Source organism: Alphaproteobacteria bacterium, from assembly GCA_040216735.1.
Classification (GTDB): Bacteria; Pseudomonadota; Alphaproteobacteria; order SHVP01; family SHVP01; genus CALJDF01.
Genome location: JAVJOO010000002.1, coordinates 837,748 through 850,589, shown reverse-complemented (window position 1 = coordinate 850,589; position 12,842 = coordinate 837,748). Strand labels below are relative to the sequence as shown.

12 protein-coding genes are annotated in these 12,842 nt (G+C 62.2%); 4 read left to right on the top strand and 8 right to left on the bottom strand.

Features of this window, described 5'->3' with window-relative positions; all coding sequences use genetic code 11:
* Positions 1 to 55: 55 nt before the first annotated feature.
* The 4 genes from RID42_05380 to RID42_05365 form a co-directional block, all read right to left on the bottom strand.
* On the bottom strand, positions 56 to 811 hold the full coding sequence (locus RID42_05380) for an alpha/beta hydrolase (protein ID MEQ8247095.1): 756 nt from the start codon (positions 809 to 811) through the stop codon (positions 56 to 58).
* An 82-nt stretch (positions 812 to 893) separates the two neighbouring features.
* Positions 894 to 2,021 (bottom strand): pentapeptide repeat-containing protein, encoded by a 1,128-nt coding sequence (locus tag RID42_05375; GenBank protein MEQ8247094.1) that lies wholly within the window; start codon positions 2,019 to 2,021, stop codon positions 894 to 896.
* 6 nt (positions 2,022 to 2,027) lie between these two features.
* Positions 2,028 to 2,498 (bottom strand): hypothetical protein, encoded by a 471-nt coding sequence (locus RID42_05370; GenBank protein ID MEQ8247093.1) that lies wholly within the window; start codon positions 2,496 to 2,498, stop codon positions 2,028 to 2,030.
* 571 nt (positions 2,499 to 3,069) lie between these two features.
* Positions 3,070 to 3,438 (bottom strand): LuxR C-terminal-related transcriptional regulator, encoded by a 369-nt coding sequence (locus RID42_05365; protein MEQ8247092.1) that lies wholly within the window; start codon positions 3,436 to 3,438, stop codon positions 3,070 to 3,072.
* A gap of 255 nt (positions 3,439 to 3,693) precedes the next feature.
* On the opposite strand from RID42_05365, the gene RID42_05360 reads away from it, so the two are divergent.
* Entirely contained in the window at positions 3,694 to 5,157 is a 1,464-nt protein-coding gene (locus RID42_05360) for an amidohydrolase family protein (GenBank protein MEQ8247091.1), read from the top strand.
* Here the strand turns inward: RID42_05360 and RID42_05355 are convergent.
* Positions 5,154 to 6,845: an alpha/beta hydrolase gene (locus RID42_05355; protein ID MEQ8247090.1), complete on the bottom strand. Its 1,692-nt coding sequence runs from the start codon at positions 6,843 to 6,845 to the stop codon at positions 5,154 to 5,156. The genes RID42_05360 and RID42_05355 overlap by 4 nt on opposite strands.
* A gap of 60 nt (positions 6,846 to 6,905) precedes the next feature.
* On the opposite strand from RID42_05355, the gene RID42_05350 reads away from it, so the two are divergent.
* Positions 6,906 to 7,553 carry a glutathione S-transferase family protein gene (locus tag RID42_05350; GenBank protein ID MEQ8247089.1) on the top strand — a complete coding sequence of 216 codons (648 nt, stop codon included), beginning with the start codon at positions 6,906 to 6,908 and terminating at the stop codon, positions 7,551 to 7,553.
* Between the two features lie 6 nt (positions 7,554 to 7,559).
* Here the strand turns inward: RID42_05350 and RID42_05345 are convergent, their stop codons facing one another.
* The gene (locus RID42_05345) at positions 7,560 to 8,384 is read right to left on the bottom strand and encodes an aldo/keto reductase (GenBank protein ID MEQ8247088.1); all 825 of its coding nucleotides are present in this window, start codon (positions 8,382 to 8,384) and stop codon (positions 7,560 to 7,562) included.
* A gap of 70 nt (positions 8,385 to 8,454) precedes the next feature.
* The gene (locus tag RID42_05340; protein ID MEQ8247087.1) at positions 8,455 to 9,600 is read right to left on the bottom strand and encodes a class I SAM-dependent methyltransferase; all 1,146 of its coding nucleotides are present in this window, start codon (positions 9,598 to 9,600) and stop codon (positions 8,455 to 8,457) included.
* Positions 9,601 to 9,691: 91 nt separating this feature from the next.
* Here RID42_05340 and RID42_05335 point away from each other — a divergent pair, with 91 nt between their 5' ends.
* Positions 9,692 to 10,426 carry an SDR family oxidoreductase gene (locus RID42_05335; GenBank protein ID MEQ8247086.1) on the top strand — a complete coding sequence of 245 codons (735 nt, stop codon included), beginning with the start codon at positions 9,692 to 9,694 and terminating at the stop codon, positions 10,424 to 10,426.
* A 52-nt stretch (positions 10,427 to 10,478) separates the two neighbouring features.
* The gene (locus RID42_05330; GenBank protein ID MEQ8247085.1) at positions 10,479 to 11,306 is read left to right on the top strand and encodes a hypothetical protein; all 828 of its coding nucleotides are present in this window, start codon (positions 10,479 to 10,481) and stop codon (positions 11,304 to 11,306) included.
* A 1-nt stretch (position 11,307) separates the two neighbouring features.
* On the opposite strand, the gene RID42_05325 is transcribed toward RID42_05330, so the two are convergent.
* Entirely contained in the window at positions 11,308 to 12,735 is a 1,428-nt protein-coding gene (locus tag RID42_05325; GenBank protein ID MEQ8247084.1) for an FAD-dependent oxidoreductase, read from the bottom strand.
* Positions 12,736 to 12,842: the final 107 nt, after the last annotated feature.

Genomic DNA, 12,842 nt, shown 5'->3' with positions numbered 1-12,842 from the left:
CGATCGGCGCAGCGGTGGCGTCGCCCAGACCGATATTGGGATCGATTGGGCCGCGTCAAGTCGCGGTAATGAAGCCAACAGCCTCTTTCGCAAACCGGGCAGGATCGCTCCAACAAACTTGCGGGCGGGCGCCGGGCAGAAAAATCTCCCGAGACCCGGCAACCAACCGAGCTGCATCCTTGTTCTCCGGCGCCAGTTTGTCGTGCTCGGCGGTGATGAACAGCGAAGGAATGTCGAGCGATCGAAGCGCCGCCGAAAGGTCGTATGTCGACACGGCGAGCAAGCCAGCGTTGTAACGATCGTAAACGCGTAACGTTTCCGAAACAGCCATTTGCACTTGTTCCAAATCGCCTTCGGGGCCGAAGTTTTCGACGCGGCTGTCCCAGACCTGCCGAAGGTGATCGCCGTCTTTACTCAGAAGAGGTTCGCCGAGACGATCGGCAAACATCTTGAGGCGAGAATCGCTTAGTACTGGTGTTCCGGAGAGAACGATGTGCGTCGCTCGGCGGCCGACTTGGTGCGCGACTTCGACCGCGATCGCGGAACCCGTCGCGAATCCGCAGATCGCCATTTTCGTCAACCCGATCGTGTCGATGGCTTGGACGATCTGCCGGGCAAATCCTTCGACGGTGGGCGTTTCGGAAAGTGGCGTCGACGCGCCATAGCCCGGGGTATCGAAAGCGAACGCCTTAAGGTGTGCGCCTAGATAGGGCAGTGCGCGCTCGTACATCCGTGAGGATAGGGGCGTCTGGTGGAAGCAGACGAGGACCGGCCCATCGGTACCGGCATACCGGTAATGTACCTGGGCCATCTCAAGGTTTGCGTAGGCCGATCGAACGGGGACCTGCTCCATAGTGCCAGGGTGTCATCCCCTGGGGTGGCCACGCAAGGCCCTAGGCGGCACCGACGCCTTCCAACCGGAGTTTGATCGCGGCGAGGACACCGTCGTGTTTAAGGCCGTCGAGTAGAGCCTTATGGAACGCCGTGTAGGCGATCTCGGCGCCCGATAGATCGGCGTGGGAAAGGTCGGTCTGAATCAACTTCGTTCCCTTCCCGCCATCCTGGCGTTGCACGACGACAGGCTCCATGCTGACGCTGGTTAAGACGGCACCCTTGAGCGAGGCACCCGACAAATTCGCTCCTGACAGATCGGTCCTCGACAGGTAGGCGCCGTCCAAGTTTGCGCCAGCCAAGTTCGTCAACACTAACTCGGCACTCGTTAGGTTGGCACCGGAAAGGTTCGCTCCGGCCAAATTCGCGCCGGAAAGAAACGCATGGGTGAGGTCCATTTCGCGCAAGTTCCCATTCGCTAGTTCGGCCCGTTGTCCACCCCGTCCGTCGGAATCGGCCCAAATCGAATGCTTGCGGAGGGTTAGCTGCAAGTCCAGCGGCCAATTGGCCGATGCGACGCTTACCGACGCGCCCGCGAGGTCGACACTGGTCAGACGAACGTCGGTCAGGATTGCGCCGCGCATATTGGCGCGTTCGAAGCGGGCGAAGCTCAAGTTCGCCCGCTGAAGGTCTGCGCCTACCAGTTTCGCATCCTGCAGGCGGGCGGCTTCAAGATTGGCACGCCGTAGGTCGGCCCCGGTCAGATCGGCAATCCGTCCGTTCCCATCTGTCGTCTTCTCGACTGTGAAGTCCGGGCTGCCCGATTCCCGCGGCTGATGTTGGTCGATGACCAATGCACCGGGCCGCAGGTCGGCTTCCTTGAGATTTGCGTCGCGGAGCACAGCCTCGCAAAGTCGCGCGCCACGCAGGTCTGCGCGACGCATGTTGGCCCCGGTCAGTTCGGCTTTAGCAAAATCGGCGGCGAACAAGTCGGCAAACGAAAAATCGGCGTTGATCAGGCGGCTGTTTCTGAAACTGACGCCGGTCAACTTCGCTTCTCGAAGGTTCATGTTGGTTAGGCGCAGACCCGAGAGGTCGAGGTTCGTCAGGACCGCACGCCGGCCACCGCTTTGCCGGCGCAAGAACCGGTCATGGCGACGCAACATATCGACGAAATCTTGCGGGGTCATATTCGACTAAAGCCCCATCGCGCCCGCCGAGGCTCCGTCGTACACCGCGGTCACCAGAGTAGCTAAGCCGAAACTCGCGACGACTATGGCAATGAGTTTGACCACTACTGGACCAGTTCGCGGCGTCGGCAACCTACCGGGTAAGCTGTCCTCCGACGGGTAGACCGGTTCCGTCAGAAGATCGTCATCGATCGGCTCTTCCCGCAACACGTTCGCGTAGGGACCGGGGTCGTCTCCGCGAGCCTCGCGCCACGCCTTTGCTTTGCGCTTGCGCCACGTGTTGTACACGGTTGATCGTTCCACCTTGCTCGAGGTCGGATCGACGCGTTCGCGAATGACTTGGATTCCCTCGGCGCTCCGGTGCGCTTCGATGCGCCGAGCAAGACCCAGGGCTTCGTTGCGCCGTTCCGCCGGGAACGACGATTCCAGCATCCAGCGGCCACGCTCAAAAACATAGAGCTCGTAGGTGAACGTCATACAGACCTCCCGTAAACGGCGGAGCGGTCACTTCCACCGGCGCCGCTTTGCGGCCCTGTTGATCATTATTGGCCCGACGCGACTCGGGCAGATGCGCTACTTGCGGGCGGGTGAACTCGGGGCTGGACTACGGTGGTTGCGGACCTGCCAGTAGTCAGCGTACGCGTCGCCCTTCTGCGTACTCTTTGGTTTTTTCTTTTGCATTCCCATCGAGGAGGCAATTTTCCTCAGAAGAGACCGGCGTCCGGCCCCAGATCCGTTCGCGGTAAGGTCTGTCATTTCTTTCACCATGTCATTTCTTGCTCATGTGAAGACCGGTACGTCCCTGTACCGGGTCGTCCTGGCGCGTCTACGCCAGTAACTTTGAGGGCACGGACTGCCCGACAGGTCGCGAAGCGGGTTCCTGAGGAGGTAGGTTCCCGCCATCGACGAAGATCGCCGATGCCAAAAGGCGCTTCACCTGGGTGCGGCACAGAAGAAGCTTGGTCGCGAGACGCCAGAGCGGCGTCACAAGCCCGGCCCTCAAACCGGCGGAGAGTGGCGCCCGTCGCACACTGCTCCAAATCGATTGTCATCCGAACATGCCCAGCACCGCGGCCTTGGAAACCGCATGGGCTTTGGTATGTACCGCGAGTTTCTTCATCGCGTTGCGAATGTAGTAATTCACGGTCGAGTCCGAGAGGCAGAGGATCTGCGCGATTTCCCAGGTGGTCTTCCCCTGGGCGGTCCACTCGAGGCATTCCGTTTCCCGCGGGCTCAGCCGCATGATCGGCTCGCCCTTCTCTTCACCGAGAATGGCGTTGGCAAGTCGCGCGGGGAAACCGGTTCCGCCGGGCTTGAGAGCAATCCGCGCGTGGGACCGCGGTGTTGCGGGATAGAGAAACCGGCCGATGGACTCTTCAGTCTCGCTACTCGGTACTTGTTCTGCCTGACGCAACATCGCTGCCCTCATCCAATCGCTTCGAATTCCAGGATGAAATCTTAGGCAGACGTTGTTGACCCCCACATCAGCGAAGGTCGCAAGAACGATATGCAAAACTGCATAACACTGGCTATGAAACGCAAAAATGCATTAATTGTGGATAAGTTGCCTCAATTGTTGAAGAAATCTCCCATCGGTCGGACCCGCGTTGCGACGGCTAGAAACAGCCATCGCGGCCCCCTAAACTCAATAAAACCGTGCTAGGCATGTACAATGACGATTGGCAAATCTCAGCAAATCCGGGCCGGTCTCGATCACCCGGTTATCGACGGGGACGGGCATATCGTCGAGATCCTGCCAGTATTCATCGACTATCTGCGGCAAGCAGGCGGTCAACATCTGGCCGACCGCTATCGTCGGCTGCAGGCGGCCAACAGTCCGTACGACGACGCCCAGGGTTGGTTTTCGCTGGCGCCCGATGCCCGGCACCGGCAACGGTTGATGCGCCCCCCGTCATGGCTGGTGAATTCGGCCAGTGCGCGCGAACGGGCCACCACGATGCTGCCCAATCTGATCCGCGAACGGCTCGACGAGTTCGGGATCGATTTCGCGATCATGTACACCTCGATCGGTATTCCGATTTCCTCGAGCAACGACGAAGAGCTCAGGCTTGGCGGATGTCGCGCGCTGAACCTGATGTATGCGGACCTGTTCGACGCGCACCGCGACCGCATGACGCCGTCCGCGGTGATCCCAATCCATACCCCGGCCGAAGCCATCGCCGAGATCGAATTCGCAGTGAAAGAGCGCGGCTTCAAGACGGTCACCATTCCGGGCTGCGTCACCCGGCCGGTCGCGGATGCCGGCGACAATCGCCACGCGGTCTGGATCGACCCGTTGGCCGTCGACAGCCTGTACGACTACGACCCGGTGTGGGCGAAATGCCTCGAACTGGGTGTGGCCCCGGCCACCCATCACAGTGGGATGGGGGCGGGCTGGGGTGCGCGGTCCACGACCACAAACTTTATGTACAATCACATCGGCCACTTCGCCGCAGGGGCCGATGCGGTATGCAAAGCCCTGTTCATGGGCGGCGTTACTCGGCGCTTCCCGAACCTACGGATCGCCTTTCTCGAAGGCGGCGCGGGGTGGGCGCTCAGCTTGCTAAACGACATCACCGAACATTGGGAAAAGAGAAACATCGATTCACTGCGGCGCGTCACCGACCCAAGGCTCTTGGATCGCGCAGAACTCTCGGATTACTTCCGGCATTACGGCGGTGCGCTGATTGGCGCCGGCGATCCGGACGCGTTCGATAGCGTCTTTGCCAGTCCTCTCGGCGCCGAAACTGCCGAGGATGTCGACGATTGGGGCGCCGCCGAACTGGGCGAGAAGGCCGATATCGGCAGACGCTTCCTGCCGAACTTCTTTATCGGGTGCGAGGCCGACGATCGGATGAACGGCGCCGCGTTCGATCCTCGGCTCAATCCGTTCGGCGCTAAACTCAACGCTTTCCTCGGGTCAGATATCGGTCACTGGGACGTCCCCGACCCGACCAAGGTTCTGGCCGAAGCCTGGGAACTGGTCGAAGACGGGTTGCTTACGCCCGACGATTTCCGCGCCTTCACCTTCGAAAACGTCACCCGACTACACACCCAGATGAACCCCCACTTCTTCGACGGTACGGTCGTCGAAGACGCAGTGCGCAACGTTGCGAAGGTCCACGCGACCGTCTAGGCGTCGAAGTGCGCCCGAAGGTACTCGGCGATTTCCTCCGGGTTGGTATCAAGCATGCCGTAGCCCCACGGATCGACATCTACCAGCCGACCGTTCTGCACCAACGCCATTGCCTCGCGCGTGTTTTGTGAGATCTCGTCCTTCGGATTGAACACCAGCATCGGCTGCCGCACGTCTGCCAGCCGCGTCTCCAGGGGATAGCCGAAAAGCGCGTAGTAGGCGCGGTAGGCCAGCGGCCCGGCGCGGACGTAATCCGACATAAAGGCATCGAAAAGCGGCAGGGTTTGCGTGCCGCCGCGATAGGCCCACTTCTTTTGCCACACCGACGTGAGGTGGGACCCGTCCGCCTTGACCGCGAGGTCCGGGGCTATTTTGTCGAACTGCGCCTCGCGCACGGTCTGCCCCAGGAGCGGCAGCGAGATCGCGGCAACCCGGTTCACCCGGTCGGGCGCCGCCAGCGCCAGCGCCACCGCTGTCACAGAACCGGTGTGGTACCCAAAGACATCGACCTGATCGACATGCATGCGATCCAGAAACCCCAACATGGTCTCGGCCCAATCCTCGATCGTCATCGGCGCCGCGGGCAAACTCGACCCACCGAGCCCCGGCATGTCGGGCGCCAGAACGATGCGGTCGCGGCCCAGTACTTCGGGGATCAGGCCGAAATCGCGGCCAGAGCGCGGGCTGGCATGGAGACACAGAACAGGCCGCCCGCGCGGTGTTCCGTCCGGCGCACCCTTCAGGTAATGCAACTGCCCGAAGGGCATCTCCGCATAGCCGCGGCGCACACGGGTCGACCGGGCGGACGGACCGCGCGGCGGTGACGCCGGCGTCGCGTCCCGCAGGTCAGGGTCGTCGGCCGATTTGTCGAGGAAGTCGCGCAACATCGCTGCGAATGTTTCAGGCTCCAGTTCGGTGAGTTCGTGGCTCGACTCGAGATTGACCAAACGCCCGTTACGCAGATTGCTTTCGCAACGTTTGGTCGCAGAATGGATTTCGTCTTGGGGATTGAGGACAAGAACGGGTTGCGGCACCTTCGGGAGGTGATCGGCGTGCTGATAGGCGAATGCGGCGTGGTGACCCCATTCGTATTCGGCCCCGCCACGCAGCGTTTCTAGAAAGATTCGATGCACGACCTCGGGCGGCAGTGCCTTGCCGAGGGACGACATCATGGCGCCCCACCGGATCAACCAATGACCACCATCCTCGGCAAGCGGCACCTCGGCGTAGCGCGCCCGCATCGTTGCAACCTCGGCATCGCTGTAGAACGGCGCAGAGATCAAGACCAGTCGCCGCACCGACTGCGGCTGTTGTAGTGCAAGGGCGACCGCAACCTTAGATCCGGTGTGGTTGCCGATCACATCGAAGCGGTCGATCCCCAGCGACGGGAGCGCATCGCCGATTGCCGCGGCATAGTCTGGAATCGCGGGCTGGGTGGCAGGTTTGCTCGAATCACCGTGACCGGGCGAATCGACGGCGATGACAACACGGTCGCGTCCGATCTCCGGCATCAGCGCTTGCCAGCTACGCCATGATACTGGGCTGGCATGACAACACACCAGCGGCGGTTGCGTCGCGCGATCGGGCTCGAAGCGAGCGTAGTGCAGTTGTCCGAAGCGGCAATCGGCGTATCCGCGCCGAACGCCGTCCGGTACCCGCCATATCTTTTCGAATGTCGCCTGGTCCACGCGCCCTCCCCGGTTCGTCATGCTAGGCTGCTCCGCCGCGGACAGCCAACAGGTAGCAAGATGAAGCTTTACTACACCCCGTTGAAGGGTTTGATCCACAAGGTGCAGGTCGTCGCCCTTGAGAAAGGTCTTTACCACTCGCTCGAACCGCGACCGTGCATACCCTACGAACAATGGGACGAACTGACCGCCGCCAACCCGCTGTCCAAGGTACCGACGCTCGTGCTGGACGACGGGACGCCGATTTACGGCGGCCACGTCATCTACGAATATTTCGACTCGCTCGCGCCCGAACCCGAGCTGTTCCCAAAATCGGGGCCTGCGCGCTGGGTCGAGCTAACCCGGCTTACCCTCGGGGACCAATTGTTCGACCTCTCGAGCCAACGGCAGTTCGAAATCAACCGGCCGAAGGAACACATTCGGGAAGATTTTCAGCACCGTATCGAATCTGCGATCCGCCGAGGGCTGGACCGAGTGAACCGGGACTGCGGCAGTTACACCGGCCTGAGCGTTGGGCAGATATCCATCGCGTGTGCGCTCAAGTACCACGACTGGCAACGCGAAAAGGGCATCCTGCCGTGGGATTGGCGCGAGGGACGGCCCGCGATGAAGGCGTGGTTCGACCGCTTTACCGACCGGCCATCGTTCGTCCCGCGCGACGACGAGATCGTGGGAAGACCGATTCTGCCGATCAAAGACCGCAACTAGCGGAGATCAATCCCATTTGGGCGCGAGCCCCGGCGGATTGAGGAGCCGGCCGTCGGGGCGGCCGATCGCGAAGATCTCGGCCATCTCGGCGTCGCTCAGCGCGAAATCGAGAATCGCGATGTTCTCATCGGCGTGGGCTTCATTGCCGGTGCGCGGGATCGCGACGACGCCGTCTTGTTGATAGAGCCAACGGAGCGCCACCTGTCCCGCCGTCTTACGGTGACGCGCGCCGATCTTCTCGAGCGCCGCGTCCCCGTACACCTTGCCGCGTGCATTGGGCATATACGCCGTCAGCGACATGCCCCGCTCGCGCACGACACCCAGGACCGGCCCTTGGTCGACATAGGGATGGTACTCGACTTGGTTGTTGATCAACGGTGCCTCGCTGCACGCCCAGGCCTCGTTGACGAGCGCCACCGTGAAGTTGCTGACACCGATATGCCGCGCCATCCCGGCGCGCTGTACCGCGTTGAGCGCGCGGACGGTCTCGTTCAGCGGTCTATCGAACTTGGGCCAATGGAGCAAAAGCAAGTCCACCGCATCGACTTGGAGCTTTTCGAGGCTTTGCTCGACCGATTTTTGGAGCGGCCCATCGCCAAAGTTGTCGGGCCACACTTTGGTGGTCAGGAACACCTCGTCGCGGGCAACGCCCGACTGCGCAATGGCGTCGCCGACCTCGGCCTCGTTGCCGTACATTTGTGCCGTGTCGATATGGCGATACCCGGCCTTCAACGCATGGGCCACCATGCGCCAGGCGTCGTCGCCCTTGAGCGGGAACGTGCCGAATCCGATCTTTGGAATTGCGGCGCCGTGGGTGGTGACCAAGTCCATGGGAACTTCCTCCTGGAAAAAGAAGGGCCTGCCGCGAATGGCAGGCCCAGGGTTCTACACTGGCCTGGCGCTAGCGCAGCGCAGCAAGCATGTAATAGTCGCCCTTCATCGCATCGTTGATCGGCGCCTCAAGGCCGGCACGCGGTTTGTAGTGCGACGGAATAAATGTCTCGAGAATTCTGTCGTCGGCAAACCCTGCGGCCCGAGCCGCGGCGACCAGATCGGTATCGCACAGCGTGCCGAAGAACGGCTCGTTGTTGTAATGTGCGTCCCACTCCTGCTGGTACTGGTCGTAAAGGTTGTTGCCGACGAACCGCGCGTCGAGGTGCATCGTGATGCCGCCCGACCGCAATAGGCGCCGGGCCTCTTTGTAGATTCGCGGCAGCGCCTTGGTCGAGGTCTCGTGCATCATGATGTGCGAGACGACCACGTCGAACGACCCCGCTTCGAATCCAGTGTGCTCCGCGTTCATTTGGTGGAAGTGCACTTTCTTGCCCATCGCCTCGGCACGGGCATGGGCGTAACGCAGGCACGGCGCGGCAACGTCGATCGCGTGAATCTCCGCGTCCGGGTATTCGTCGCACCACGCCAAGGTCGAGTGACCGATCGTGCACCCCATATCCAGCACGCGGCGGACTTCGATCTCGGGATGGGCGCGCTTCAACCAACGGGCCGCCGACCGACCGAAGTCGTCGTTGTTGGGGCCCATGGCGCCCATCAGATACATATGGACGGTACGGTCGTATTCCGCGCCAGCGAAGATGTCGTTGTCGCCGTGCAACTCGGAATGATAGCCGCCCGGCTTGCAGTGGATATTGACCGCCGCGTGATAGCCCGGAATCTTCAACGACGGATCGAGTTCGAGCGACCCGAGCTTGCCGGAAAAACGGCCCGCTCTTTTTTGCAGTTCGGGCAACTGGCGTTCGACGCTGGGTCCGACCGATTCATAGAGGAGTTCTTGCGAAGTCCGCAGCAGCGCGCCCCACATCATGTTGTAGGGCTCCGCACCCATCGCGCGGCGCAGTTCGCTGCGCGATTTCGGCGACCGGTGATTGGTACGTTCAAACGCCGGCTTGACCTTGGTTTCGTACAACAGGCGGTTGCCGGGACCGATCTCGCTTTGCACCTTTAGTTTGAACATCCGCACGAAGTCTTGGCGCGCCTGCTCGTCATGGTGAGCGCCGGGGAACATGTCGTGGGTTGCGTGAACGGGCATGACGTCACTCCTTGTGCACAAGGGAAGCCAGGGTTGCGGTAGTCTAGGGGAGGCCGGCCACCGGCCACAACCGCGTCCAGGGAGGAATTGAATGCCGAACGCGCTGATCACGGGGAGCAACCGGGGCCTCGGGCTCGCCCTGGTACGCGCAGCGCTGGCTGAAGGTTGGCGGGTTTACGCCACCGCCCGTCAACCCGAACAGGCCACACAACTGCGGGCACTGGCGGGGGAAGACCGGCTGAGCGTCTTGCCGATGGATCTGATGGATTTTGCCTCGATCGACCGCCTGTCCGAACGTCTGGACGGCACCCCGATCGACGTCCTGCTTTCCAACGGCGCGATTACGGGCACGAAGAACATGGCCTTTGGCGAAACCGACTATGGGGTTTGGGCCGACCTCACGCGGGCCAACACAATGGCGCCGATGCGCTTGGCCGAAGTGCTGGTCGAGAATGTGGCCGCGAGCGAACGCAAAATCATGTTTTTCATCTCGAGCCGAATCGGGCCGAAACCGACCTTTGGGTACGTCGACTACCGTGCGGCGAAGTCCGCGCTCAGTCAGGTCACCTTGCAAATCGCACTGGCGCTGAAGGACCGCGGCATCGTTTCCAGTTGTGCCCACCCTGGGTGGGTTGCGACAAAAGTGACGCCGCCGCCACCCGGTGCCCTGTCGCCGGAGGAAAGCGCCCGCATGCTGTGGCGGTTCGTTCCCAACCTGACGTTGGCCGATAGCGGTAAGTTCTTCGACCCGGACGGGACGACGCTACCGATCGTCACCCAACAGCTCGCGCAGAAACCCTACGGAATGACCGTGCCTCTCCGGTGATTGACCGAACGGCGGGCGCTTCTTAGCCTGCACTTTTTGGGGAGGGCCTGGAATGACCGAGACCGTACGCACGATCGACACCAATACCGTGCCGTGGGGCGACTGGCATCCGCAGTTTCCAGGAACCAAATCGAAGGAACTTCACTTCGACGCCGCAAGCGGTGCGAATCTGCGTCAGGCCTATTTGCCGCCAGGATTCACGATCGCGGAGAAAGAGCGCCACCATCACGGCGATACCCGTGAGGGGGTCTTCATTCTTTTCGGCAACATCCCCTATCACGAGTACGACCTACCGACGACGACGGTCGGACGTGCGTTCGATTTTCGCGAGGGATTCTTGTTGGACCGCACACCCCGATCGATCCACGGCATTTCGCTGGACCCGACCAGCGAGCTGGGATGCATGATCCTCGAATGGGGGACCGGACCGCTCGAGTTCAACTACATCCCGTTCGAAGGGGACCTTGCGTCGTTCGGGACCGACTTCAATCCGCCGTACACGGCGGACTCTTCGGCGGTTCCCTGGGTACCCCACCCGGACCTCGCAGGCTGCAAGATTAAGGTGCTTTCGGACGGCGGTGCAGCGCCGGACCCGCGCTTTCATCCGGTTTGCCTTGTTCACATTCCACCGGGCTGGACTCCGCCAAACACCGTTCACCGCGGCCGTGCCAAGCCGCAGCGCCGGTGGCTTTACGTCCTGCATGGCGACGCGCCGGTGTGGACCTACGACGGCGCCAATGCGGCGACCGGCGTACGGCACGACCTCAAGCGGGGGCATTACCTGGAGTGGTCGACCCCATCGACTCTAGGTTTCGAAAGCGGCGAATCCTCAGAGATCGGCTGCGTCATGCTGTGCGTCGGCACGACGCTCGGCGACTGACCTATTCGGCAGCTTCGGCGACACCGTCCCATTGCAACCAGCGTTGGCCCAGGAGACGCCCATAGGTTAGGGCAGGCATCAGCCCAAGGCCGCCAACAAAGGTGTTGGCCGAGTGCAATCCCATGCCGAGGATTTCGCCCGCAGCGTAGAGATTCTCGATCACCGATCCGTCGCCCCGTACGACCTCGAAGCGCTCGTTGACCGAAACGCCGGGAATGGTCGTCGCCGCGGCACCGTGGTGTTTGACGGCATAGAACGGCGCCGTTTCGATACGGCGCGGCAGGTGCTTACGGCCAAAAGCGTCCTTTCCGGAATCGACGGCGTCATTATAGGCCGCCACGGTCGCGGCGAGATTGGCCGAGTCGATTCCGGCTTTGGCCGCAAGGTCGGCGAGGGTATCGGCGGTTACGAAGGACGGGTGATGACCCATCCACGCCGCGATCTTTTCCGGCGCGACGGTATCGAAGAACGGCGGTGCCTCGCGCCGGATGGTCTCGTCGTAGAGGACCCAGAACGAGAGATCGGGGACCTTGAGGAGCGCTTGTTCGCGCGCCAGAGGTTCCTCGACATCCTCGGGCACGAACCGTTTGCCTTCGCCGGTGACATAAATTTCCCAAGCCGGCCGGCGGCTGGAGGTGTCGGAAATGCGATCGACGCGGTCGCCCGATTCGGGGGTGGAGACGCCTGCCCACCGCGGGATGAAGTAGTCCCGATGCCACATCTCGGCGCCCGCCTTCAACGCCAAACGAGCACCGCCGCCCTGGCAATAGGGGTAGGCCCAGGTGTGGAGGGGATAGCCGCTGACTTCTTTAAAGAAGTCGTGGCCCGCGCCGAACCCACCGGTCGCTAGCAACACCTTCTTGCCAGTAAAGGTTTCGGTGGCCCCGTCGGCGCCGCGTCCGCTTACCCCGGTGACCCGGCCTTGCCCGTCCGTGACGAGGTCGACGACCTCGGTGGCGGTGCGCAGGTCGATGTCGCCGCGCTCGACGGCCGCGAGGAAGACGGGCTGGATCGCTTTCAACAGCGAGACGCCGAACTCCGCCCCCCAATAGGTGCGCGCGACCGAGTAAGGCCGGTGGCCGAGCTTGACCGGATGTTCCGGTAGCGGTTCCCAGCCGAGGTCCATGAGCCAGTGCAGCGTATCGGCGGAGTGATCGGCGGCGAGGCGCGCGAACGGTTTGGTGGTACGGCCCTCGGTGATATCGACGATGTCGTCATAGTGACGATCGGCCGAGTCCTCGATGCCCTTGGCCGCTTGGATGCGGGTTCCCGCCGCGCTGATCTGTCCCATCGCGACGTGGAGCGTACCGCCGACTTCCGGCGCGCTCTCCAACACCAACACTTTGGCACCACGTTTGGCAGCAAAGATGGCGGCGGGCATCCCGGTCGTCCCTGCTCCGCATACGATCAAATCCCAGGTTTTGCTCACGCTCGTCTCCCTCACCCTTGGTCGCGGGCCTTTTATCGCGATAGTGTCCGCTCGGTGCAAGCACGGGGCGCCGATAGGCGCTAAAGTACACCAGCCCAATGCCACGG

Bases quoted from the DNA above. Each gene is read 5' to 3' on its own strand.
- RID42_05360 (MEQ8247091.1), top strand. From the start codon at position 3,694: ATGACGATTGGCAAATCTCAGCAAATCCGGGCCGGTCTCGATCACCCG.
- RID42_05380 (MEQ8247095.1), bottom strand. From the start codon at position 811: ATGGCCCAGGTACATTACCGGTATGCCGGTACCGATGGGCCGGTCCTC.
- RID42_05335 (MEQ8247086.1), top strand. From the start codon at position 9,692: ATGCCGAACGCGCTGATCACGGGGAGCAACCGGGGCCTCGGGCTCGCC.
- RID42_05350 (MEQ8247089.1), top strand. From the start codon at position 6,906: ATGAAGCTTTACTACACCCCGTTGAAGGGTTTGATCCACAAGGTGCAG.
- RID42_05340 (MEQ8247087.1), bottom strand. From the start codon at position 9,600: ATGCCCGTTCACGCAACCCACGACATGTTCCCCGGCGCTCACCATGAC.
- RID42_05365 (MEQ8247092.1), bottom strand. From the start codon at position 3,438: ATGTTGCGTCAGGCAGAACAAGTACCGAGTAGCGAGACTGAAGAGTCC.
- RID42_05370 (MEQ8247093.1), bottom strand. From the start codon at position 2,498: ATGACGTTCACCTACGAGCTCTATGTTTTTGAGCGTGGCCGCTGGATG.
- RID42_05330 (MEQ8247085.1), top strand. From the start codon at position 10,479: ATGACCGAGACCGTACGCACGATCGACACCAATACCGTGCCGTGGGGC.
- RID42_05345 (MEQ8247088.1), bottom strand. From the start codon at position 8,384: ATGGACTTGGTCACCACCCACGGCGCCGCAATTCCAAAGATCGGATTC.
- RID42_05375 (MEQ8247094.1), bottom strand. From the start codon at position 2,021: ATGACCCCGCAAGATTTCGTCGATATGTTGCGTCGCCATGACCGGTTC.